Below are 21975 nucleotides of genomic sequence, written 5' to 3'. Positions count from 1 at the left end.
AGCCCAGCCCAGCCCAGCCCAGCCCAGCCCAGCCTTAGCCTCAGTCCAGCCCAGCCCAGCCCAGCCCAGCCCAGCCCAGCCCAGCCCAGCCCAGCCCAGCCCAGCCCAGCCCAGCCAAGCCCAGCCCAGCCAAGCCAAGCCAAGCCAAGCCAAGCCAAGCCAAGCCCGCCGTCAGCCTCAGCCCTCAGCCCTCAGCCCTCAGCCCAGCATGTCCTCCGCAGGCACGTACGGCATCCCGAGCGCCCGCGCGACCGCTTCGTAGGTGACGTGTCCGTCGCATACGTTCAGGCCGGCCAGCAGATGCGCGTCGTCGGTCATCGCGCGTTTCCAGCCCTTGTCCGCGAGCGCGATCGCGTGGCCGATCGTCGCGTTGTTCAGCGCGAACGTCGATGTGCGCGCGACCGCGCCCGGCATGTTCGCGACGCAGTAGTGGACGACGCCATCGACGACGAAGGTGGGGTCCGCATGCGTGGTCGGGTGCGAGGTCTCGAAGCAGCCGCCCTGGTCGATCGCGACATCGACGACGACGGCGCCGGCGCGCATCTTCGCGATCAGGTCGCGCGTGACGAGGCGCGGCGCCGACGCGCCCGGCACGAGCACGGCGCCGATCACGACATCCGCGTCGCGCACGGCTTCCTCGATCGTGTGCGCGCTCGAACAAACCGTCGTGATCCGGTTGCCGAAGATCAGGTCGAGCTGGCGCAGGCGGCCGACGTTGTTGTCGAGCACGACGACCTGCGCACCCATGCCGACCGCCATCTGCAGCGCGCCCGTGCCGACGACGCCCGCGCCGAGCACGACGACGTGCGCGGCCGGCACGCCGGGCACACCCGCCATCAGCAGGCCCATCCCGCCGCGCGGACTCTCGAGATGCGTCGCCGCAACCTGGATCGACATGCGTCCCGCGACCTCGCTCATCGGCGCGAGCAGCGGCAGGCCGCCGCCGGGTGCGGTCACCGTTTCGTATGCGATGCATACCGCGCCGGACTTGACGAGCGCCGTCGTCTGCTCGGGATCGGGCGCGAGATGCAAGTATGCATACAGCATCTGGCCGCGCCGCAGCATCGCGCACTCGGCCGGCTGCGGCTCCTTGACCTTGATGATCATGTCGGCCCGCGCGAACAGCTCCGGCGCGCTGTCGCACAGCGTCGCGCCGGCGGCCGCGTAGTCGTCGTCGTGCAGCCCGATTGCCGTACCTGCGTTGCGCTGCACCAGAACCTGGTGTCCGTGGCGGGTCAGTTCGCGCGTGCCGGCCGGCGTGAGCCCGACGCGATATTCATGGTTCTTGATCTCCTTCGGCACACCGATCAGCATGGGTCACCTCCACGGGCCTTCGTTATAGGAATGTCTTGCGCACACGTACACGGCCATCGCGGCCGGCATGCGGGCGCGACCGTGCGACGCGCACGTGCGTGCGCGACCCTGCGCGTCCGTTCGCGTCACGCGGTTTTCGCGACCGGATCCGCCTGCTCGATTCGGTCCGCTCGATCGGGCGGCGTCTCGGTCGGCTGGATGCCGTCGCCGAACCACCGCACGTCGGCCGCGAGCGACGCGGTGTAGCGTGTCCAGCCGCGCGGGTTGCCGGCGAACAGCTTCGCGCAGACCGGCGCGGCGAGCGCATCGCGGTCGAGCTGCGCATCGAGCAGTTGCTGCGGCCACAGGCAGAACGCATGCAGCACGGCGCTTGCGAATTCGCGCACCGTCATGTGATCGAACACGTGTTCGAGCAGTGGCAGGTCGGCCAGCATCGGCCGCGTGGCGGTCAGCGCGCCGATCGTCGCGTCGTCGCGCTCGCTTTCGAGCAGGCAACTGAGTGTCCGCATCACACTGCCGAGATGCAGCAGCAGCGCGCGGCGTTCGAGGGCTTCGTTCATGAACCGTTCCTCCGGCAGGGAGGTGTGAGCGGTTGCGCTTTCATCCCTCGACTGCAGTCCTGGAATAAAAGGGTAGTAGCGGGTGGGCGGAAGTCAAGCAGCGACGGCGCCCGCCGCAGACCGTTCGAAGCGTGCGGCGCACGAACGATCCGAGAGGTCGGGGTACAACGCAGAATTTGCTGCTGTGCGGCGTTGGCCGGTTGCGCGCCAACCGCGGAAAGTTGCGCATTGCGACCGGACGTCGCAATGCGCGGGCTATCCGACTTCGGTATCGTCTCGGGGGCGCGGCCAGTGTGCCGGTTGCGCGCCGGAGCCGGGGCCGGGACGCAACGAAACAGAACGAGATAGAACGAGACAAGGAGCCAGACCGACCATGACCGCTGCGTATTTCAGCGTGCCGACGCTGTGTGCGATTGCGTTTGTTCACGTGTACTGGGCGTGCGGCGGACGCTTGGGCAAGCGCGCGGCGATTCCCGAACACGATGGCAAACCGCTGCTGCGTCCGAGCGCAGCCGGCACGTTCGCGGTTGCGGCGGCGCTGTTCGCGAGCGCCTGCGTGGTCGCTGCGCGGGCCGGCTGGCTGCTGCCGAGCCTGCATCCGGGCGTGATCGCCTTCGGGATCGTCGCGCTCGCGCTGATTTTCGCGGTGCGGGCGATCGGCGACTTCCGCTACGTGGGGTTTTTCAAACGGATTCGCGGATCGCGGTTCGCGCGGATGGACACGCTGTGCTATTCGCCGCTGTGTGTGGTGCTGTCGCTGTCCATTGCATCGATGCTCTGGACGAACTAGGCGCGGCGATTCGCTTCGACGTGCTGTGCGGTGCGGCGTCGAGCATGTCGTTCAGGCAGCAGGCGTGTCGAGCACCGACAGAAACGCGGCAGGGACCGCGTCGGCAAGCCACACGCCGTACTCGGCCAGAAAGAACGCGAACCGCTGTTCGTGCATGCGGCGCGCGTCGATCGCCAGCACCACCGGGTTGCCGTAGCGCTTGCCGACTGCGATGGCCGTGCTCAGGTCCTGCAACAGATGCACGTGATGACGCGCGCCTGTCTCCTGACGCCACCGCGCAAATTTTCCATCTTTGTGCATCCCATCACAAACCGCTACGGATTGTTGCAATTTTCGATTCAATAAATTGCGTCAAAATGTCTCGATATGGAACCGGTTCCATATATAATTCGCCGCACCGTCGACCAGGGTGTCCAGAGGGCCGCGCATGTCGTTCTTGCCGTTGGCAAGGGCGGCGACTAAGTTAAAAGGGCCATGGCGACGGCGGGCAGGTTCGGGCCGACTGGCGCGGATTTGTCCGACGAAAGACACGCTAGAGGTCGAAACGCTTTGGAGTCCGACGGATCGGGCCGAAAGCGGCTGCAGGACGCAAGCGGGATCGCCAGCGGTGCGAATCCGCCGTCCGCAGCGAGGTTGTTCGCAACACGGAAGAACAGGGGCGGTCCGGCGCGTCGTCGCGCCACCGTCTCGCGCCGCGCACGGCGCGTGCTGCATGTGCGTGTTCGAAGCGCTGTCCCCAACGATCATCATCCGACCATGACCACGCCACCCGACAAACCCAACTCGCGCCGCCATTTCCTGCGCTCGTCGGTCGCGCTCGTGCCGATCGCGACGCTCGCCGGCTGCGACCTGCGCTCGTCGTCGCCTTCCGCGACGACGGCCGGCAACGCGCCTGCCGCGTCGAGCGATGCCACGCGCGCGCCGTACAAGCCGACTTTCTTCGATGCCAAAGAATGGGCGTTCGTCCAGGCAGCGGCCGATCGCCTGATTCCCGCCGACGCCGAAGGCCCCGGCGCGCTCGAGGCCGGCGTGCCCGAGTTCATCGATCGCCAGATGGAAACGCCGTATGCGCACGGCGCGCTGTGGTACATGCAGGGGCCGTTCCAGCAGGGCGTGCCGGAGCTCGGCTACCAGCTGAAGCTCGTGCCACGCGACATCTACCGGCTCGGCATCGCGGCCGTCAACGCTTACTGCGAGAAGACCCACGGCAAGGCGTTCGCGGATCTCGACGCGCCGACGCGCGACGCGGTGCTCGGCGCGCTCGAGAAGGGTAGTGCGCAGATCGACGACGTACCGCCCGGCGTGTTCTTCGGCCAGTTGCTGCAGAACACGCGCGAAGGGTATTTCTGCGATCCGGTCCACGGCGGCAATCACGGCATGGCTGCATGGAAGATGATCGGTTTTCCCGGCGCGCGCGCGGACTTCATGGATTTCGTCAACCAGAACGGCAAGCCGTATCCGTACGGGCCGGTTTCGATCAACGGGGAGCGTACCTGATGGCCGCAGAGAAAAAACCGCACGTCGATGCGGTCATCGTCGGCTTCGGCTGGACCGGCGCGATTCTCGCGAAGGAACTGACCGAAGCGGGCCTGAACGTGGTCGCGCTCGAGCGCGGCGAATATCGCGACACGTATCCGGACGGCGCGTATCCGAACACGATCGACGAGCTGACCTACAACATCCGCAAGAAGCTGTTCCTCGACCTGTCGAAGACCACCGTGTCGATTCGCCATGGCGTGCAGGACACGGCGTTGCCGTACCGCCAGCTCGCGGCGTTCCTGCCGGGCGAGGGCGTCGGCGGCGCGGGCCTGCACTGGTCCGGCGTGCACTTCCGGATCGCGCCGGAAGAACTGCGGCTGCGCAGCCACTATGAAGAGCGCTACGGCAAGAAGTTCATCCCCGAAGGGATGACGATCCAGGATACGGGCGTCAGCTACGACGAACTGGAGCCGTACTTCGATTTCGCCGAGAAGGTGTTCGGCACGTCGGGGCAGGCGTACAAGGTCAACGGCAAGGTGGTGGGCGACGGCAACGTGTTCGACGCGCCGCGCAGCGACCACTTCCCGCTGGCCGCGCAGCTCAATACGTATTCGGCGCAGCGCTTCTTCGACGCGGCGAAATCGCTCGGCCTGCATCCGTACCGGCTGCCGTCGGCCAATACGTCCGGGCCGTACACGAACCCGTACGGCGTGCAGATGGGCCCGTGCAACTTCTGCGGCTACTGCAGCGGCTACGCATGCTACATGTACTCGAAGGCGTCGCCGAACCTGAACATCCTGCCCGCGCTGAAGCAGGTGCCGAACTTCGAGCTGCGCTCGAAGTGCCACGTGCTGCGCGTCGATCTCGACGACACGAAGAAGCGCGCGACGGGCGTCACCTATGTCGACCCGGCCGGGCGCGAGGTGTCGCAGCCGGCCGACCTCGTGATCCTCGCCGCGTTCCAGTATCACAACGTGCACCTGCTGCTGCTGTCGGGCATCGGCAAGCCGTACGACCCGATCTCGGGCGAGGGTGTCGTGGGCCGCAATTTCGCGTACCAGAACCTGTCGACGATCAAGGCGTTCTTCGACAAGGACACGTATACGAACCCGTTCATCGGCGCGGGCGGCAACGGCGTCGCGGTCGACGACTTCAATGCGGACAACTTCGACCACGGGCCGCTCGGCTTCGTCGGCGGATCGCCGCTGTGGGTGAACCAGGCGGGCGTGAAACCGATCAGCGGCATTGCGACGCCGCCCGGCACGCCGCAGTGGGGCTCGGCGTGGAAGAAGGCGGTCAAGGACAACTACGCGCACACGGTGTCGATGGACGCGCACGGCACGAACATGTCGTACCGCGACGTGTATCTCGATCTCGATCCGACCTATCGCGATTCGTACGGCCAGCCGCTGCTGCGGATGACGTTCGACTGGAAGGACAACGACATCAAGATGGCGCAGTACGTGACCGGCCAGATGAAGAAGATCGCGGAGGCGATGGGGCCGAAGGCGATCGGCGTGTCGACGCGCGAGTTCGGCAAGCACTTCGATTCGCGCCAGTACCAGACGACCCACCTCGTCGGCGGCGCGGTGATGGGCACCGATCCGAAGACGAGCGTGCTCAACCGCTATCTGCAGAGCTGGGACGTGCACAACGTGTTCGTGATGGGCGCGTCGGCGCTGCCGCAGGGCATCGGCTACAACCCGACCGGGATCATCGCGGCGCTGGCCTACTGGTCGGCGCGCGCGATCCGCGAGCACTACCTGAAAAACCCCGCTCCGCTGGTGACCGTATGAAGACGATCGTGATTCACAACGCGCGCGCGGCGAACGCGCACCGTGTGGCGCGCGCGATCGCGTGCGGCACGGCATGGCTAGCCGTGAGCTTCGCCAGCGGCGTCGCAACGGCGGCCACGCAACCGGCTGTCACAGCTGCTGCATCGGCGGCAGCATCGGCTCCGGCTCCGGCTCCGGCTCCGGCTCCGGCTGCTGCTGCCGCGCCGCAATCCGCGGATGCGCTCGTTGCCCGCGGCGCGTATCTGGCCCGCGCGGGCGACTGCGTCGCGTGCCACACCGCGAGCGGCGGCAAGCCGTTCGCGGGCGGGCTGAAGTTCGACACGCCGATCGGCGCGATTTACTCGACGAACATCACGCCGGACCCGAAGACGGGCCTCGGCGGATGGACGCTCGACGAGTTCGACCGCGCGCTGCGCGCGGGCGTGCGCAAGAACGGCGACACGCTGTATCCGGCGATGCCGTATCCGTCGTACGCGCGCCTCACCGACAACGACGTGAAGGCGCTGTATGCGTACTTCATGCACGGCGTCACGCCTGTGCAGCGGGAAAACCGCGCGGTCGACATCGTGTGGCCGCTGTCGATGCGCTGGCCGCTCGGGTTCTGGCGCAAGCTGTTCGCGCCGGCGCCGAAGCCGTTCGATGCCGCGCCGTACACCGACCCGGTTCTCGCGCGCGGCGCGTACCTCGTGCAGGGCCTCGGCCACTGCGGCGCATGCCACACGCCGCGCGCGCCGACGATGCAGGAGCGCGGGCTGACCGACGCGGACGGGCCGGACTACCTGGCCGGCGGCGCCGCGATCGACGGCTGGGTGCCGACGAGCCTGCGCGGCGAGCCGCGCACCGGGTTCGGCGCCTGGACGGAAGCGGAAATCGTGCAGTTCCTGAAGACCGGCCGTACGGAGCGCACCGCGGCATTCGGCGGGATGACGGACGTGGTCGGCCACAGCATGCAGCACCTGACCGACGACGACCTCACGGCGATCGCGCGCTACCTGAAGACGCTGCCGCCGAAGGTGCAGGGCGAGACGCCGTACGCGTACGACGCGGCGGCCGCGCACGCGCTGCAGACCGGCGACGCGAGCAAGCCGGGCGCGGCGGTCTACCGCGACAACTGCATGGCCTGCCATCGCAGCGACGGCCGCGGCTATACGCGCGTGTTCCCGGCGCTCGGCGGCAACCCGGTCCTGCAGGGCGACGATCCGACTTCGGTGATCCACGTCGTGCTGTCGGGCAGCGCGCTGAAGGGCACGCACACCGCGCCGTCGACGTTCACGATGCCGCCGTTCGGCTGGCGTCTGTCGGATCAGGAAGTCGCGGACGTCGCGAACTTCGTGCGCACGAGCTGGGGCAATACGGGCTCGCCCGTCACCGCCGCGCAGGTCGCGAAGGTGCGCAAGGCGACGCCGGGCACGCGGCCCGAGCCGCCGCCGGGCGCGCGGTTCCCGCAAGCGGCTCGTTGAGCGTCCGCTCCCACGCCGCCGCCCGTGAATTTTTCGCGGCGGCGCGCCATTTCTCCCGCCTCATCCCTTATCCTTGAACCTTACTAAACGGTTACGCATTCAAGGGAGGGGGGATGCCTCATGACGTCAGCCTGATTGCTTTGCTCGCGGCCGGTTTCGGTCTCGCGATGATCTTCGGTTATCTCGCATCGCTGCTGAAAATGCCGCCGCTGGTCGGCTATCTGCTGGCCGGGATCGTGATCGGCCCCGGCACGCCGGGCTTCGTCGGCGATTTGTCGCTCGCGCAGCAGCTTGCCGAGGTCGGCGTGATGCTGCTGATGTTCGGCGTCGGGCTGCATTTTTCGATCGGCGACCTGCTCGCGGTGCGCAAGATCGCGCTGCCCGGCGCGATCGTGCAGATCTCGGTCGCGACGGCGCTCGGTGGCGGGCTTGCGCTGCTGTGGGGCTGGAACATTGGCGCGGCACTCGTGTTCGGTCTCGCGTTGTCGGTCGCGAGCACGGTCGTGCTGCTGCGCGCGCTCGAGGGTCGCGGGCTCGTCGAGTCGGTGAACGGGCGCATCGCGGTCGGCTGGCTGGTCGTCGAGGATCTCGTGATGGTGCTCGTGCTGGTGCTGCTGCCGCCCGTCGCGGGGCTGCTTGGCGGCACGCCGCCCGGCGGCGCGGAGGCGGCCGGCGGCAGCCTGTGGGGCACGCTCGGCGTCACGATGCTGAAGGTGGCGGCATTCATCGCGCTGATGCTCGTCGTCGGCAAGCGGGTGTTTCCGCGCATCCTGTGGCTCGTTGCGCGCACCGGCTCGCGCGAGCTGTTCACGCTGTGCATGATCGCGGCGGCGGTCGGCATCGCGTTCGGCGCGGCGAAGCTGTTCGACGTGTCGTTTGCGCTCGGCGCGTTCTTCGCCGGGATGATGATGCGCGAATCCGAGTTCAGCCGGCGCGCGGCCGACGAGACGCTGCCGCTGCGCGACGCGTTCTCGGTGCTGTTCTTCATCTCGGTCGGCATGCTGTTCGACCCGAAGGTGCTGCTGGACGAGCCGCTGCACGTGATCGAGGTCGCGGCGATCGTGCTGGTCGGCAAGACGCTCGCGGCGGTCGCGCTGGTGCTCGCGTTCCGCTACCCGCTCAATACCGCGCTGATCGTCGGCGCGGGCCTGGCGCAGATCGGCGAGTTCTCGTTCATCCTCGCCGGGCTCGGGCATTCGCTCGGGCTGCTGTCGCCGGAGGGCCAGAACCTGATCCTGGCGGTCGCGCTGATCTCGATCGCGCTGAATTCGCTCGCGTTCGCCGCGATCGATCCCGCGCTCGCGTGGATCCGCAAGCATTCGGCGTTCGCGCGGCGGCTCGACGCACGCGACGATCCGCTCGCCGCGCTGCCGATGTCCACGCCGCAGACGCACCTGACCGGGCAGGTCGTGATCGTCGGCTACGGGAAGGTCGGCGCGCGGATCGCGCAGGCGCTCGACGAGCGCAAGATCGCGTATGTCGTCGTCGAGCAGAACCGCGAGCTCGTCGAGAAGCTGCGCGCCGACGGCGTTGCGGCGGTGTCCGGCGATGCGGTCGAGCCGATCGTGCTCGTGCAGGCGCACATCGCGCGCGCGGGGATGCTGGTCGTCACGCTGCCGGACGTGTTCGACGTGCGGCAGATCGTCGACATTTCGCACACGCTCAATCCTTCGCTCGAAGTCGTGCTGTGTACGAACAGCGGCGACGAAGCCGCGCTGCTCGCGAGCGAGGGCGTCGGCACTGTGTTCATGGGCGAGACGGAGCTTGCGCGCGGGATGACCGACCATGTGCTCGGCAGGATGACGAAGCCGGCCGCGGTCGCGCATTCACATTGACCGCGCGGCGGCCGCCGCCCGGCCGAATCTGTGCAGCATGCAGCCGGCACGCGTTGGAGGTCGCGCCGTATCGGCATGGCATGAAGCGCGATCCGTCGGTGTTGCCGGAGCGGCCGATGTCGCCAGTATCGCGGGTTTCGCTGGCGCGACTGGCGACGATCGGCACTTACGAACGCGTCGACGGCACCGCCGCCTGCGTCTGCACCGCGGGTTTCGGCGGGGCGAGCTTGTCCGCCTCGACGGGGGTGTCAGGCGGCACGCCGAGCAACTGCAGCGAGCCGCTCGTGACCGACGAGAACACGGGGCCTGCGACCGTGCCGCCGTAATACCCCTTGCCGCGCGGCTCGTCGATCATCACCGCGACGATCAGGCGCGGGTTGCTCATCGGCGCCATCCCGGCAAACAGCGCACGGTACTTGCCCTGCGCGTACGACTTGCCGACTTGCTTGCGGGCCGTGCCGGTCTTGCCGCCGATCCGGTAGCCGTCGACGCGCGCGCGGCGTCCGGTGCCGCCTTCGCCGACCGCCATCTCGAGCATCGAGCGGATCGCCGCCGCCGTCTGCGGCGTCGTCACGCGATGGCCGCGGTGCGCGTCGAGCGTTTGCTTGTCGGTGCCGTTCTTCAGCAGCGACACCGGATGTAGCGTGCCGTCGCCGGCGTACGCGGTGTACATCTGCGCGATCTGCAGCAGCGACATCGACAGCCCGTAGCCATACGCCATCGTCGCCTGCTCGATCGGCCGCCAGCGCTTGTATCCGCGCAACCGGCCCGACGCGACGCCGGGGAACGTCAGTTCCGGCGCGCGGCCGATCCCGTATTCCTGATACTTGTCCCAGATCGTCTCGGCGGGCAGGTTCAGCGCAAGCTTCGCGAGCGCGACGTTGCTCGACTTCTGCAGCGCCTGCGAGACGGTCAGCGAGCCGTGATTGGACGTGTCGTGGATCACGGCCGGGCCGATCTTGTAGGTGCCGGGCGACGTGTTGATGATCGTGTTCGGCGTCACCTTGCGCTCGTCGATCGACAGCGCGACGACGAGCGGCTTGATCGTCGAGCCCGGCTCGAACGTGTCGATCACCGCGCGGTTGCGCAACTGCTGGCCGGTCAGGCGCGCGCGGTCGTTCGGATCGAAGGTCGGATAGTTCGCGAGGGCCAGGATCTCGCCGTTCTGCGCATCGAGCACGACGACGCTGCCGGCCTGCGCGTTGTTCTCGAGCACCGCGGCCTTGAGCTGGCTGTACGCGAGCTGCTGGATGCGGCGATCGATCGTCAGCTCGATCGTCGCGCCGTGCTGCGCGGGCACGAGGGGCCGCGTGTCCGAGATGATGCGGCCGAGCCGGTCGCGGATCACCTCGCGCTGCCCGGCGGTGCCCGACAACGGCCCGTTGGCGGCGAGTTCGACGCCTTCCTGACCCTTGTCCTCGATGTTCGTGAAGCCGACCACGTGCGCGGCCGATTCGCCTTCGGGGTAGTAGCGCTTCGAATCGGCGATTTGCGTGACGCCCTCGATCGCCAGCTTGTCGAGACGGCTCGCGGTGTCGACGTCGATCTGGCGCTTGAGCAGCACGAACGTGCGGCCGTTGCGCAGGCGGCGCTTCACCTCGGCGAGCGGCATGTCGAGCAGCTTCGCGATCTGCGGGTAGTCGGTCTCGGCGACCTGCTTCGGGTTCGCCCAGATTTCATAGGTCGACAGGCTGACGGCAAGCATCGCGCCGTTGCGGTCGACGATGCCGCCGCGCATCGCGTCGAGTTCGATCGTGCGCTGGTAACGCTTCTGACCCTGGCCGACGTAGAACGCCTGGTTGGCGACCTGGACCCAGAACGCGCGCGCCATCAGCGCGGCGAACGCGAGGAACACGAGGATCACGACGAACTTCGAGCGCCACATCGGCAGGCGCGACGCCAGCATGGGATTCTTGGTCGCCGATGTGTATGGGTCGGCAGGATGGGTCTTCTTTTTCACGCTCATGCGAGGGCTGGATCGAGCCGCGTGGCGGCAAACTGTCAGTATGAATTATGCGATTGTAATAAAGGAGTAATCGTTGTGTGGGGAAAGTGTGATTCTTGATACCGGATCGGCGCAAGACCGGACCGCGAACCGGCGGACGATCGCGGAGGCGGAGGCGGAGGCGAGGGGTGTAGTGGGGGAAGCGGAGAAGCGGGGCGCGGCGGGGCAGGAAATGCATGCACGGCGATGGTGCATGCCGTGGCGTGAGCGGCCAGGGGGATATGCCGGCGACGTGCGCCGGCGTTTTCCATTCGACCCCGATTGAATGAATTCGGGCCAATTAAAAACGCCCCCGTGGGGGCGTCGTTAATCTCGGAAGCGGAAAGAATTTCGATAAAACTGGAATAAACCCGAAACCCGCAGACAATACAGGTCAAAAATATCTATCGATCAACGGAAATAAATTCCTTGTATTCCGGCTGGATCGTACAAGTATCGATTGCCTGCAGTCGCCATGCACCTTTTGCGTGCTCGCCCGACAGCACGGCTGTGCCCTGTTCGCGCTGTACCGCGTCGAACGACAGCCCTTGCAGCTTGCAGACGGCTTTCCCGTCGTCGGCTGCGCAGAGCGCCATTGCGCCCTCGACGTCCTTGACCTTACCCCAGGTCGGAAGATCGATACCCTGATGTGCCTCGCGAGACCACAGCCCTTCGTCGGTGTCGACCCACAGCACTGCAAAGGACTGCCGGGTCGCTGCTTCGCTACCATTAATCCGAATGGTGAGGCGCATTGGATCGTCTCCTATAAAAATGACTCATTCGACCGTTTAGACTTGACCAGTCTAGATAGACTGCGGTGAAACGCAAGACGCAATGCGCAATAAATAATGTCCGTGCGCATTGGCATTCCATATGAAATGACGTCAGACGAAAGCCCGCCTGTCGTGTGACGCCCGCTGCAGGCGGCTGCGGGCGGAACGGTGCCGCGTGACGCGTTGCCGTGGCACGGCGGGGCGTCAGGCGGCACGCGTCGATGTGTCGCGCCTGTTCCGGCGGCGAGATGCGGCGCGGCGCGTGGATGGCTCCACGCTATCGACGACATATTTCAGAAATTTGACACCCCGCGACGCGGACTGTGAATCGCGTCGGGCAGCGTGTACGCGCCCCGATCCACACACTCAGACAATCCGCACACAAATCGCCACACTTTCACGAAACTTTCGGAACAGACTTGTTCCCGATCCGGCCCCACACTGCAGTGTCCCGATCCTGCACCGCGACATGCGTTGGCGGCCCCGTCTGCGTGCGTCGTGCCGACGCACTTGCATGGCGGACATCGGGCCGCCGGGACGCCGGAGCGCACCATGCGGCCGCCGGCAGGCAAGCGCGCGTGCCCAGTGTCACGCGCATCGCGCCGCCAGGCCGATCTTTCGAAGGAGACTTCCATGCTGATCTGGAAAACCGCCTTGTCGCTCAACTGGCGCACGAGCCTCGTCTCGCCGTCCAGCGCGCCGGTTGCGGCCGCCAACGTCGGGCGGCTGGTGCTGACGGGGGCCACCGGCTTCATCGGCAGCACCGTGCTGACGGCGCTCGTCAACGCAGGGCTGCTCGATCGCGTCGTCTGCGTCGTGCGCGCGCAGGACCGCGGCCATGCGGTCGCGCGGCTGCGCGAGGCCGCGCTGCGCGCGGGGCTGGCGCCGTACTGGGCGTCGCGCCTGACCGGCGCGAACGTGATCGTCGGCGGGCTCGGCGACGTCTGGCAGGGCGCCGACGCGTCGCGCCTCGCGCAGGCGACGCACGTGATCCACTGCGCGGGCCATCCGTCGCTGACGGACAGCGCGCGCCTGCAGGCCGACGCCGACGATTCGCTGCGCTTTGCCGAGCAGTTTGCGCGAGTGCCTTTCCTGCAGCGCTTCGTGTATATCGGCACCGCGTTCGTGCGCGGCGGCAACGGCGGCATGGTGCATGAGGAGATCGAGGCCGACACGACCGATGCAGCCGGGTGGCCGTCCACACCGCTCGCGGGCGCCGTGCTCGCCGCCGACTATCTGCGGGCGAAAGGCGATACGGAGCAGCGGCTGCGCGCGCTCGGGCTGCCGCTGGTCGTCGTGCGCCCGTCGCATGTCGTCGGCCATACGGTGCTCGGCACGCGGCCCGCGCCGAATGCGTTCTGGGTGTTCCGTCTCGCGCACGCGGCGCGCCGCTACACGGCGCGGCCGATGACGCGCATCGACATCGTGTCGGTCGACGACGTCGCACGCGCGACGATGCTGCTGGCCGTCAAGCCGGCGCTCGCGCACGACGTGTATCACGTGTCGGCGGGCGACGAAGCGCCGATGGTCGCGCAGATCATGCGCGCGATGGACGAGGCGGCGGGGATGACGGGGGCGCCGCGCTACGCGGCGTGCGCACCGGCGGATCTGCCGCTCGTCGTGCGCGACGTGCTGGGGCGTGCCGTTCCGGCGCTCGAGCGCGTGATCGGCAAGGCGCTGCAGCGTTTCGCGGAGTTTGCGACGGTCGACCGCGTGTTCGACAACCGCCGCGTGCGCGACGAAATCGATTTCGAGCCGCTGCCGTTCATCGACTACGTCGAGGAATGCATGCGCACGTCGCGCGGCGTCGCGGTGACCGAACTGATGCGCAGCGCCGCGCGCTGACGCGCGCGGCTCAGGACGACGACGGGCTGTTGCCGAACTCGATCAGCCGGTCGAGCGCGCGGTAGATGTCGTCGAGCGCCGCCGGGCCGAAGCGCTCCTCGAGCAACCGGTACTGCTCGTCGATGCGCGGCCCGATCTCCGTGACCAGCTTCCGGCTTTGCGGCGTCAGGCTGACGAGCAGCCTGCGCTGGTCTTCCTGCGCGCGCGTCCGCTTGATCAGGCCATCGCGCTCCATCCGTTCCAGCACGCCGGTCAGGCTCGGGCTCAGGATGCAGCAGCGCCGCGCGATCTGTCCCGCTTCGAGCGCATTGGACGGCTCGCCGTCGAGCACGCGGATGATCCGCCATTGCTGCTCGGTCAACGCAAATTCCTTGAGAATGGGGCGGAACAGCCCCATCAGCGTTTCGCGGGCTTCGAGCAGCAGCATGGCCAGATTGCGGTGATCGAGCGTACGGTTCATCGACATGAGCGGGTGGACGGGACGCGCCAATCTTAACAGGCGGTTGTGACGAAATTCGGCTATCAGGGTAATCGAGGTTGTCGGCGTCCGATTGTTTACTTAAGATGTTAAGTATTGACGATGCGCCGCGACGCGCGGCAGGGGAATGACGCATGGAGCTGTCCTGCACGACCGCCGCGGCGCCGCCGCTGCCGGTCGCGATCGGTACCGTCTACGGCGCGCTGCTCAACGAGCGCGCCGCGCTCGACGCGCTTGGCGATGCGACGCATCAGCCGCCTTACGGCCGGCCGCCGCAGGCGCCGGTTCTCTACATCAAGCCCGCCAACACCGTTGTGCCTGACGGCTCGGCGGTCGCGGTGCCGGCCGGCGTCGATGCGCTGGAGATCGGCGCGTCGGTGGCCGTCGTGTTCAGCCGCCGCGCGACCCGCGTGGCGGCCGCACAGGCGCTCGACTACGTGCACGGCTTCACGCTCGCCAGCGACGTGTCGGTGCCGCACCCCGACTACTATCGTCCGGCCGTGCGCTACAAGTGCCGTGACGGCTTTTGTCCGCTCGGCCCGGCGATCGTGCCGGCCGGCGCGCTCGCGGACGTCGATGCGATCCGGCTGAGCGTGCGCATCGACGGCGCCGAAGTGCTGGCCGCGTCGACGGCCACGCTGATCCGGCCGGTGCGACAGTTGATCGCCGATGTGTCGGCCTTCATGTCGTTCGACGCCGGCGATGTGCTGCTGCTCGGCGTGCCGGGCGGCGCGCCGCGCGCGAAGGCCGGCAGCCGGATCGAGATCGCCGCGGACGGCATCGGCACGTTGTGGCATGCGTTGGTCGCGGAGGACGCCCGATGAAAACCGCACGCGTGATCTACAACGGCGCACTGCACGTGGCCGAGCCGGCCGGCGACGGCCTGATCCGCATCGATACGGGGCGGGTCGTCGCCGAAGACGTCGTGGTCTGGCTGCCGCCCGTCGCGCCGCGCACGACGTTCGCGCTCGGCCTCAACTATGCCGACCATGCGAAGGAGCTCGCGTTCAACGCGCCGAGCGAACCGCTGATCTTCCTGAAGGGGCCGAACACGTTCATCGGCCACCGGTCGCGCACCGTGCGGCCTGCCGACGCGACGCACATGCATTACGAGTGCGAACTCGCGGTCGTGATCGGCCGCCCTGCGCGCGGCGTGCGCCGCGCGCAGGCGCTCGACTACGTCGCCGGCTATACGGTCGCGAACGACTATGCGATCCGCGATTACCTAGAGAACTATTACCGACCGAACCTGCGCGTAAAGAACCGCGACACCTGCACGCCGCTCGGGCCGTGGCTCGTCAGCCGCGACGAGATCGGCGACGCGGGCGACCTCGCGCTGCGCACGACGGTCAACGGCCAGCAGACGCAGCGCGGCAGCACGCGCGACATGATCTTCGACGTGCCGTCGCTGATCGAGCACATCAGCGGCTTCATGACGCTCGCGCCGGGCGACCTGATCCTGACGGGCACGCCCGAAGGGCTCGCGGACACGCGCCCGGGCGACGAGGTCGTCACGGAAATCGAAGGCATCGGCCGGCTTGTGAACACGATCGTCGGCGAAGCAGACTACTACCGCGCCGGCTGAGCCCGCCGCACAAGGAGAGCAGATGACCATCAAGCACTGGATCGGCGGGCGCGAAGTCGCGAGCCGCGACACGTTCACCACGCTGAATCCCGCGACGGGCGACGTGATCGCCGAAGTCGCGTCGGGCGGCGAGGCCGAGGTCGACGCAGCGGTGCGCGCGGCGAAGGAAGCGTTCCCGAAGTGGGCGAACACGCCCGCGAAGGAGCGCGCGAAGCTGATGCGCAAGCTCGGCGAGCTGATCGAGAAGAACGTGCCGATGCTCGCGGCGCTCGAGACGCAGGACACGGGCCTGCCGATCGCGCAGACGAGCAAGCAGCTGATTCCGCGCGCGTCGGAGAACTTCAATTTCTTCGCGGAAGTGTGCGTGCAGATGAACGGCCGCACGTACCCGGTCGACGACCAGATGCTGAACTACACGCTGTACCAGCCGGTCGGCGTGTGCGCGCTGGTGTCGCCGTGGAACGTGCCGTTCATGACCGCGACGTGGAAGACCGCGCCGTGTCTCGCGCTCGGCAACACCGCGGTGCTGAAGATGTCCGAGCTGTCGCCGCTGACTGCCGACCAGCTCGGCCGGCTCGCGCTCGAGGCCGGCATTCCGCCCGGCGTGCTGAACGTCGTGCAGGGTTATGGCGCAACCGCCGGCGACGCGCTCGTGCGGCATCCGGACGTGCGTGCGGTGTCGTTTACCGGCGGCACGGTCACGGGCAAGAAGATCATCGAGCGGGCCGGTCTCAAGAAGTATTCGATGGAACTTGGCGGCAAGTCGCCGGTGCTGATCTTCGACGATGCGGACTTCGACCGCGCGCTCGATGCATCGCTGTTCACGATCTTCTCGATCAACGGCGAACGCTGCACCGCGGGCTCGAGGATCTTCGTGCAGCGCTCGATCTACGACCGCTTCGTGCAGGAATTCGCGCGCCGCGCGAACAATCTCGTGGTCGGCGATCCGGCCGATCATGCGACCCAGCTCGGCGCGATGATCACGCGCGCGCACTGGGAGAAGGTGACGGGCTACATCCGCATCGGCGAGCAGGAAGGCGCGCGCATCGTCGCGGGCGGCGCCGACAAGCCGGCGAACCTGCCCGCGCACCTGCAGAACGGCAACTTCGTGCGGCCGACCGTGTTCGCGGACGTCGACAACCGGATGCGCATCGCGCAGGAGGAGATTTTCGGGCCGGTCGCGTGCCTGATTCCGTTCGAGGATGAGGACGAAGGGCTGCGGCTCGCGAACGACACGAGCTACGGCCTCGCGTCGTACATCTGGACCCAGGACATCGGCAAGGTGCATCGCCTCGCACGCGGCATTGAAGCCGGGATGGTGTTCGTCAACAGCCAGAACGTGCGCGACCTGCGCCAGCCGTTCGGCGGCGTGAAGGAGTCGGGCACCGGGCGCGAAGGCGGCGAATACAGCTTCGAGGTGTTCGCGGAGATCAAGAACGTCTGCATCTCGATGGGTTCGCATCACATTCCGCGCTGGGGGCTGTAAGGGGCGCGCGCCTCTGCATCGCTTGACAGAACGACTCCGTAGCCGGCGTTGCGACGGCCGCGGGACTGCGAAGCATGGATCGGGGTAGGTGCTTAAGCGCCAACTCCGGTCGACGGGAGACTCACGATGGGCAAACTGTCCCTCGCTGCAAAGATTACGCACGTGCCGTCGATGTACCTGTCCGAGCTGCCGGGCAAGCATCACGGCTGCCGGGCCGAAGCGATTCGCGGCCATCGGCTGATCGGCGAGCGCTGCCGCGCGCTCGGCGTCGACACGATCGTCGTGTCCGACGTGCACTGGCTCGTCAACGCCGGCTATCACGTGAACTGCAACGCGCGGTTCGCCGGCACCTACACGAGCAACGAGCTGCCGCATTTCATCCGCGACATGCAGTACGCGTATCCGGGCAATTCGGCGCTCGGCCGGCTGATCGCGGAGACCGCGACCGCGCGCGGAATCGCGACGCGCGCGCACGAGATCGACAGCCTCGAACTCGAATACGGCACGCTCGTGCCGATGCGCTACATGAACGGCGACCAGCAATTCAAGGTCGTGTCGATCGCCGGCTGGTGCATGTGGCATGCGCTCGACGAAAGCCGCCGCTTCGGCGAAGCGCTGCGCGAGGCGATCGAACAGAGCGATTCGAACGTCGCATTCCTCGCGAGCGGGTCGCTGTCGCATCGCTTCAACGACAACGGCAGCCCCGAGGAATCGATCCACCGGATCAGCCGGGAATTCTTCCGGCAGGTCGACCTGCGCGTCGTCGAGCTGTGGAAGCAGGGCGACTTCGCAACGTTCTGCAAGATGCTGCCCGAGTACGCAACGCAGTGCTACGGCGAAGGCGGGATGCACGACACCGCGATGCTGCTCGGGCTGCTCGGCTGGGACCGCTACGACAAGCCCGTCGAAATCGTCACCGACTACTTCGCGAGCTCGGGCACCGGACAGATCAACGCGATCTTTCCGCTGGCCTGAACGTCCGCATCGTCAGGCATCCGACCGCGAAGCATGGGACCCGATCAAGCGCTAAAGCGCTAACTCGGATCGACCGCGAAGCATGCGGCCAGCGTAAATGCCAAAGCGCCAACGCTGGTCGACCGCGAAGCATGGGACCAGCGTAAGCGCTAAAGCGCCAACGCTGGTCGACAGGAGAACCGATATGCCACACATCGTTGTCGAATACACCGCGAACATCCGCGCCGACGCGCGCATTCCCGTGCTGCTGCGCGCGATCAACGAAACGCTGATCGCACAGGGCGGCGTGTTTCCGACGGGCGGGATCCGCTCGCGCGCGATCGAGCTGCAGGATTACTGCGTCGCCGATGGCACCGCGGACGACGCGTTCGTCCACGTGACGCTGAAGATCGGCGCGGGCCGCAGCGACGACGTGAAGAAAGCCGCGTGCGACGCACTGTTCAATGCGATCAAGGCGCACTTCGCGGAGCTGTACGCGAAGCGCTTCCTCGCGCTGTCGATGGAGCTGACCGAGTTCAGCGAAAGCGGCTCGTACAAGCACAACAACATCCACGCCCGCTACCAGCGGGCCGGCTGAACCCCAATCGCGATTCCACCATGCTCGATACCGCCACCATCGACCACCTCGCGCAGCGCCTGCACGACGCGGAGCGCGAACGCAAGCAGATCCGCCAGATCTCGCTCGACTACCCGGACATCACGATCGACGATGCGTATGCGATCCAGCGCGCATGGGTGAACGTCAAGCTCGCGGAAGGCCGCGCGCTGAAGGGGCACAAGATCGGCCTCACGTCGAAGGCGATGCAGAACACGTCGCAGATCGACGAGCCCGACTACGGCGCGCTGCTCGACGACATGTTCTTCGAGGACGGCGGCACGATTCCGACGCAGCGCTTCATCGTGCCGCGCGTCGAGGTCGAGCTCGCGTTCGTGCTCGGCAAGCGCCTCTCCGGGCCGAACTGCACGATCTTCGACGTCTACGATGCGGTCGATTACGTCGTGCCCGCGCTCGAGATCATCGATGCGCGCAGCCAGTCGATCGATCCGGATACGCAGCGCCCGCGCAAGGTGTTCGATACGATCGCCGACAACGCGGCGAACGCGGGCGTCGTGATCGGCGGGCGGCCCGTGCGCCCCGCCGACGTCGATTTGCGCTGGGTCGCGGCGATCATGTCGCGCAACGGCGTGGTCGAGGAGACGGGCGTCGCGGCCGGCGTGCTGAACCATCCGGCCAACGGCGTCGTGTGGCTCGCGAACCGGCTCGCGCGCTTCGACGTCGCGCTGGAGCCGGGGCAGATCGTGCTCGGCGGCTCGTTCACGCGGCCGTGCGCGGCGCGCGCCGGCGATACGTTCAGCGTCGACTACGGTCCGCTCGGGACCATCCAGTGCCATTTCGGGTGATGCACGATGCAGATTCCATCGAATCCGTTCAAGGCCGCGCTGGCACGCGGCGACGCGCAGATCGGGCTGTGGCTCGGCCTGGCGAATCCATATAGCGCCGAAGTCGTCGCGGGCGCCGGCTTCGACTGGCTGCTGATCGACGGCGAGCATGCGCCGAACACGGTGCCGACGATCCTCGCGCAATTGCAGGCGATCGCGCCGTATCCGTCGCATCCGGTCGTGCGCATGCCGTGGAATGACCCGGTAATCGTCAAGCAGGTGCTCGATCTCGGCGCGCAGACGCTGCTCGTGCCGATGGTGCAGAGCGCCGACGAGGCGCGCGCGGCGGTCGTGGCCACGCGCTATCCGCCGCACGGGATCCGCGGCGTCGGCAGTGCGCTGGCGCGTGCTTCGCGCTGGAATCGTGTGGGCGACTACCTGCATCGCGCGAACGGCGAGATGGCGGTGCTCGTGCAGGTCGAGACGCGTGCGGGGCTCGACGCGATCGACGGGATTGCGCGGGTGGATGGCGTCGACGGCGTATTCATCGGACCGGCCGACCTGGCCGCCGATCTCGGGCATCTCGGCAATCCCGGTCATCCGGACGTGCAGGCAGCGATCGACGGGGCGATACGCGCGATCAAGGCGGCGGGCAAGGCGCCGGGTATTCTGAGCGCGGACGAGGCGGCGGTGCGGCGGTACCTCGCAGCGGGGGCGACGTTCGTCGCGGTGGGTGTCGATACGACGCTGCTGGCGAGGAGCGCGGAGCGGCTGGCGGCACAGTTCAAGGGGAAAGGCGGCGACGCGGTGAAAAAGGGCGACGGGACGTATTGACGAAGCGGACGGGATCTTTTAGAGGGGACACATTCCGTTTCGTTTGCGGCGAACTCTACCCTGAATCGATGATCGATCGAACCACCATAAAACTGGATTGGGTCCTCAAGCATATGCGCGCAAAGAAGCGATACGATAGTCTCGTGAATGCCGATATATATAGCTCACGTGCGTATGAAACCCTTAAAGATATTCTTGGTCGCTACCGTAGTCGCGGAGACGTATCGCCTTGGACGGTCAGCGGCTACGATATCCGCAAGCTACACAAGGAATTCCAATTCCAGCGAGCGGCGGTAGAAAGCTCCTTTGAACAGAAGGCCTTGCAGGCTGCGCGGCGGCTGCCCGATGCCGGTGTCCCTGACGACCTGACCGGCGCATTGGGGGCATTCAACCTCTATGCGGCGGTAGCGCGCGTTACTTTCGACGCCGGAAATAAGAAGGCGACGGTTACGCACATCGTTGTATACGTCAGGGATGGTTATTCCTTTGAGGGAGCTACAGATTCGCGGTCCCAATACCTGGGCCACTGGAGCAAAAACGGCGTGGTTATCGTACCAAGCTATATGGCAGCGAATCTTGCGGATCAGCCGTGGTTTGACTTTCCGATAGTGGCAGGCAGTACGGTCGCAAACCTTTATGAACCAGGGAAGGTTTACTATCCTGTCCGGAACCGCTCGTTCCGCGAGTGGCAAGCGCGGCACCATCGAGGCGGCGACTTCATCATATTTTCCGACTATAAGCCAATCATGCTGGCTAAACCCATAACGGTGTATTTCGAATGAATGGATTGGCGACAGGTATGCAAGGGGCAGGAGTGGTTGCGCTTGCAGCAATCGTGCTGGCCGGAACCGCTGTATGTCTACTGATAGTCGTTTTATATAGCTTCTCACGCAAAGAGGGGCGCGTCGAACGAATGAAGTCGGGAGTGAAGGCACTGAGTTCCGGTCTGGCAATTGTCACTTTGTTATTCTGCGCCGGTTCTTACTATAAGGATGCGCGCGTACGCGCACATGCGACGCAGTTTGATACCGAGCTCTCCAAGAACGATGGGGGCCACTACACGGCGCAATACGCCTACCTGGGAGCGGATCGAATCCTTTTGCGACTCTATCGGACATCCGACATGCGATTGCTTGCCGAGCGGACTTACGAGTACCCGGATTCCGTTCGTTTGGTATGGACCAAGGAATCCCTGATATTTGATACTGCCGTTGATAGTGACGGAGAGATTAGGCTGCCACCTACACAGTTTGATCGATTCAAGGCTATGTTGCCGTAGCGGACAGTGATCCGTGCGTGTGCGACTTCGTGCTGCGCGCGGGGCTCGGCGCACGATGGCGCGCGAGTGCCAGTGACCGCATCGCATGTAGGCGGGCAGGCGGCGAAGCATGCCGCCGCCCG

21 protein-coding genes are annotated in these 21975 nt (G+C 66.6%); 15 read left to right on the top strand and 6 right to left on the bottom strand.

All coding sequences use genetic code 11. The annotated features are described in order from the left end of the window. Nucleotides 1-198: 198 nt before the first annotated feature. Both ald and ACV22Z_RS12375 read right to left on the bottom strand, forming a co-directional pair. A complete protein-coding gene (gene ald / locus ACV22Z_RS12380) occupies nucleotides 199-1314 on the bottom strand; it encodes an alanine dehydrogenase (protein ID WP_448076591.1) in 1116 nt (371 codons plus the stop codon). 125 nt (nucleotides 1315-1439) lie between these two features. Then, entirely contained in the window at nucleotides 1440-1874 is a 435-nt protein-coding gene (locus ACV22Z_RS12375; protein ID WP_448076590.1) for a hypothetical protein, read from the bottom strand. A 373-nt stretch (nucleotides 1875-2247) separates the two neighbouring features. Here ACV22Z_RS12375 and ACV22Z_RS12370 point away from each other — a divergent pair, with 373 nt between their 5' ends. Next, the gene (locus tag ACV22Z_RS12370) at nucleotides 2248-2664 is read left to right on the top strand and encodes a DUF3995 domain-containing protein (protein ID WP_448076589.1); all 417 of its coding nucleotides are present in this window, start codon (nucleotides 2248-2250) and stop codon (nucleotides 2662-2664) included. 51 nt (nucleotides 2665-2715) lie between these two features. Here ACV22Z_RS12370 and ACV22Z_RS12365 read toward each other — a convergent pair whose 3' ends face one another. Then, on the bottom strand, nucleotides 2716-2994 hold the full coding sequence (locus tag ACV22Z_RS12365; protein WP_448076588.1) for an RNA 2'-phosphotransferase: 279 nt from the start codon (nucleotides 2992-2994) through the stop codon (nucleotides 2716-2718). A 426-nt stretch (nucleotides 2995-3420) separates the two neighbouring features. On the opposite strand from ACV22Z_RS12365, the gene ACV22Z_RS12360 reads away from it, so the two are divergent. The 4 genes from ACV22Z_RS12360 to ACV22Z_RS12345 all read left to right on the top strand — a co-directional run bounded on the left by ACV22Z_RS12360 (nucleotide 3421) and on the right by ACV22Z_RS12345 (nucleotide 9234). Further along, nucleotides 3421-4161, top strand: coding sequence for a gluconate 2-dehydrogenase subunit 3 family protein (locus ACV22Z_RS12360; protein WP_448076587.1), 741 nt, complete (start codon nucleotides 3421-3423; stop codon nucleotides 4159-4161). After that, nucleotides 4161-5939, top strand: a complete 1779-nt coding sequence (locus ACV22Z_RS12355; protein WP_448076586.1) for a GMC family oxidoreductase — start codon at nucleotides 4161-4163, stop codon at nucleotides 5937-5939. The genes ACV22Z_RS12360 and ACV22Z_RS12355 overlap by 1 nt, the downstream gene beginning before the upstream one ends. After that, entirely contained in the window at nucleotides 5936-7399 is a 1464-nt protein-coding gene (locus ACV22Z_RS12350) for a c-type cytochrome (RefSeq protein WP_448076585.1), read from the top strand. Before ACV22Z_RS12355 ends, ACV22Z_RS12350 begins: the two co-directional genes overlap by 4 nt. A gap of 113 nt (nucleotides 7400-7512) precedes the next feature. Further along, a complete protein-coding gene (locus ACV22Z_RS12345; RefSeq protein WP_448076584.1) occupies nucleotides 7513-9234 on the top strand; it encodes a cation:proton antiporter domain-containing protein in 1722 nt (573 codons plus the stop codon). Between the two features lie 166 nt (nucleotides 9235-9400). On the opposite strand, the gene ACV22Z_RS12340 is transcribed toward ACV22Z_RS12345, so the two are convergent. Next, entirely contained in the window at nucleotides 9401-11200 is a 1800-nt protein-coding gene (locus ACV22Z_RS12340) for a peptidoglycan D,D-transpeptidase FtsI family protein (RefSeq protein ID WP_448076583.1), read from the bottom strand. 422 nt (nucleotides 11201-11622) lie between these two features. Then, on the bottom strand, nucleotides 11623-11970 hold the full coding sequence (locus ACV22Z_RS12335; RefSeq protein WP_448076582.1) for a DUF3564 family protein: 348 nt from the start codon (nucleotides 11968-11970) through the stop codon (nucleotides 11623-11625). A gap of 654 nt (nucleotides 11971-12624) precedes the next feature. Here ACV22Z_RS12335 and ACV22Z_RS12330 point away from each other — a divergent pair. Then, nucleotides 12625-13836 carry an SDR family oxidoreductase gene (locus ACV22Z_RS12330; RefSeq protein ID WP_448076581.1) on the top strand — a complete coding sequence of 404 codons (1212 nt, stop codon included), beginning with the start codon at nucleotides 12625-12627 and terminating at the stop codon, nucleotides 13834-13836. A 10-nt stretch (nucleotides 13837-13846) separates the two neighbouring features. On the opposite strand, the gene hpaR is transcribed toward ACV22Z_RS12330, so the two are convergent. Continuing rightward, on the bottom strand, nucleotides 13847-14296 hold the full coding sequence (gene hpaR, locus ACV22Z_RS12325) for a homoprotocatechuate degradation operon regulator HpaR (protein ID WP_448076881.1): 450 nt from the start codon (nucleotides 14294-14296) through the stop codon (nucleotides 13847-13849). A gap of 152 nt (nucleotides 14297-14448) precedes the next feature. Here hpaR and ACV22Z_RS12320 point away from each other — a divergent pair, with 152 nt between their 5' ends. From ACV22Z_RS12320 to ACV22Z_RS12280, 9 genes are all read left to right on the top strand, one after another. Continuing rightward, the gene (locus ACV22Z_RS12320; RefSeq protein ID WP_448076580.1) at nucleotides 14449-15138 is read left to right on the top strand and encodes a fumarylacetoacetate hydrolase family protein; all 690 of its coding nucleotides are present in this window, start codon (nucleotides 14449-14451) and stop codon (nucleotides 15136-15138) included. Then, nucleotides 15135-15899 carry a fumarylacetoacetate hydrolase family protein gene (locus ACV22Z_RS12315; protein ID WP_448076579.1) on the top strand — a complete coding sequence of 255 codons (765 nt, stop codon included), beginning with the start codon at nucleotides 15135-15137 and terminating at the stop codon, nucleotides 15897-15899. The genes ACV22Z_RS12320 and ACV22Z_RS12315 overlap by 4 nt, the downstream gene beginning before the upstream one ends. Before the next feature lie 22 nt (nucleotides 15900-15921). Next, complete coding sequence (gene hpaE / locus ACV22Z_RS12310; protein ID WP_448076578.1) at nucleotides 15922-17385, top strand: 5-carboxymethyl-2-hydroxymuconate semialdehyde dehydrogenase; 1464 nt, start codon at nucleotides 15922-15924, stop codon at nucleotides 17383-17385. A gap of 126 nt (nucleotides 17386-17511) precedes the next feature. Next, nucleotides 17512-18360 (top strand): 3,4-dihydroxyphenylacetate 2,3-dioxygenase, encoded by an 849-nt coding sequence (hpaD, locus tag ACV22Z_RS12305; protein WP_448076577.1) that lies wholly within the window; start codon nucleotides 17512-17514, stop codon nucleotides 18358-18360. Nucleotides 18361-18544: 184 nt separating this feature from the next. Further along, nucleotides 18545-18937 carry a 5-carboxymethyl-2-hydroxymuconate Delta-isomerase gene (locus ACV22Z_RS12300; protein WP_448076576.1) on the top strand — a complete coding sequence of 131 codons (393 nt, stop codon included), beginning with the start codon at nucleotides 18545-18547 and terminating at the stop codon, nucleotides 18935-18937. A gap of 20 nt (nucleotides 18938-18957) precedes the next feature. Then, a complete protein-coding gene (gene hpaH, locus ACV22Z_RS12295; RefSeq protein WP_448076575.1) occupies nucleotides 18958-19761 on the top strand; it encodes a 2-oxo-hept-4-ene-1,7-dioate hydratase in 804 nt (267 codons plus the stop codon). A gap of 6 nt (nucleotides 19762-19767) precedes the next feature. Then, a complete protein-coding gene (hpaI, locus tag ACV22Z_RS12290; RefSeq protein WP_448076574.1) occupies nucleotides 19768-20574 on the top strand; it encodes a 4-hydroxy-2-oxoheptanedioate aldolase in 807 nt (268 codons plus the stop codon). 68 nt (nucleotides 20575-20642) lie between these two features. Beyond that, entirely contained in the window at nucleotides 20643-21356 is a 714-nt protein-coding gene (locus ACV22Z_RS12285) for a DUF6402 family protein (protein WP_448076573.1), read from the top strand. 17 nt (nucleotides 21357-21373) lie between these two features. Next, a complete protein-coding gene (locus tag ACV22Z_RS12280; RefSeq protein WP_448076572.1) occupies nucleotides 21374-21853 on the top strand; it encodes a hypothetical protein in 480 nt (159 codons plus the stop codon). The last annotated feature ends 122 nt before the right edge of the window (nucleotides 21854-21975 follow it).

Source organism: Burkholderia sp. PU8-34, from assembly GCF_053427725.1.
The sequence above is the reverse complement of the archived record's forward strand: the minus strand, read 5'-3'. Positions and strand labels throughout refer to the sequence as shown.

What these genes read in the sequence shown, in the direction of transcription:
- hpaR (WP_448076881.1), bottom strand. Translation starts at nt 14,296, where the DNA reads ATGAACCGTACGCTCGATCACCGCAATCTGGCCATGCTGCTGCTCGAA.
- ACV22Z_RS12340 (WP_448076583.1), bottom strand. Translation starts at nt 11,200, where the DNA reads ATGAGCGTGAAAAAGAAGACCCATCCTGCCGACCCATACACATCGGCG.
- hpaI (WP_448076574.1), top strand. Translation starts at nt 19,768, where the DNA reads ATGCAGATTCCATCGAATCCGTTCAAGGCCGCGCTGGCACGCGGCGAC.
- ACV22Z_RS12375 (WP_448076590.1), bottom strand. Translation starts at nt 1,874, where the DNA reads ATGAACGAAGCCCTCGAACGCCGCGCGCTGCTGCTGCATCTCGGCAGT.
- ACV22Z_RS12315 (WP_448076579.1), top strand. Translation starts at nt 15,135, where the DNA reads ATGAAAACCGCACGCGTGATCTACAACGGCGCACTGCACGTGGCCGAG.
- ACV22Z_RS12280 (WP_448076572.1), top strand. Translation starts at nt 21,374, where the DNA reads ATGCAAGGGGCAGGAGTGGTTGCGCTTGCAGCAATCGTGCTGGCCGGA.
- ACV22Z_RS12345 (WP_448076584.1), top strand. Translation starts at nt 7,513, where the DNA reads ATGCCTCATGACGTCAGCCTGATTGCTTTGCTCGCGGCCGGTTTCGGT.
- ACV22Z_RS12370 (WP_448076589.1), top strand. Translation starts at nt 2,248, where the DNA reads ATGACCGCTGCGTATTTCAGCGTGCCGACGCTGTGTGCGATTGCGTTT.
- ACV22Z_RS12335 (WP_448076582.1), bottom strand. Translation starts at nt 11,970, where the DNA reads ATGCGCCTCACCATTCGGATTAATGGTAGCGAAGCAGCGACCCGGCAG.
- ACV22Z_RS12350 (WP_448076585.1), top strand. Translation starts at nt 5,936, where the DNA reads ATGAAGACGATCGTGATTCACAACGCGCGCGCGGCGAACGCGCACCGT.
- ACV22Z_RS12330 (WP_448076581.1), top strand. Translation starts at nt 12,625, where the DNA reads ATGCTGATCTGGAAAACCGCCTTGTCGCTCAACTGGCGCACGAGCCTC.
- ACV22Z_RS12355 (WP_448076586.1), top strand. Translation starts at nt 4,161, where the DNA reads ATGGCCGCAGAGAAAAAACCGCACGTCGATGCGGTCATCGTCGGCTTC.
- ACV22Z_RS12285 (WP_448076573.1), top strand. Translation starts at nt 20,643, where the DNA reads ATGATCGATCGAACCACCATAAAACTGGATTGGGTCCTCAAGCATATG.
- ACV22Z_RS12320 (WP_448076580.1), top strand. Translation starts at nt 14,449, where the DNA reads ATGGAGCTGTCCTGCACGACCGCCGCGGCGCCGCCGCTGCCGGTCGCG.
- ald (WP_448076591.1), bottom strand. Translation starts at nt 1,314, where the DNA reads ATGCTGATCGGTGTGCCGAAGGAGATCAAGAACCATGAATATCGCGTC.
- hpaH (WP_448076575.1), top strand. Translation starts at nt 18,958, where the DNA reads ATGCTCGATACCGCCACCATCGACCACCTCGCGCAGCGCCTGCACGAC.
- ACV22Z_RS12300 (WP_448076576.1), top strand. Translation starts at nt 18,545, where the DNA reads ATGCCACACATCGTTGTCGAATACACCGCGAACATCCGCGCCGACGCG.
- ACV22Z_RS12360 (WP_448076587.1), top strand. Translation starts at nt 3,421, where the DNA reads ATGACCACGCCACCCGACAAACCCAACTCGCGCCGCCATTTCCTGCGC.
- hpaE (WP_448076578.1), top strand. Translation starts at nt 15,922, where the DNA reads ATGACCATCAAGCACTGGATCGGCGGGCGCGAAGTCGCGAGCCGCGAC.
- hpaD (WP_448076577.1), top strand. Translation starts at nt 17,512, where the DNA reads ATGGGCAAACTGTCCCTCGCTGCAAAGATTACGCACGTGCCGTCGATG.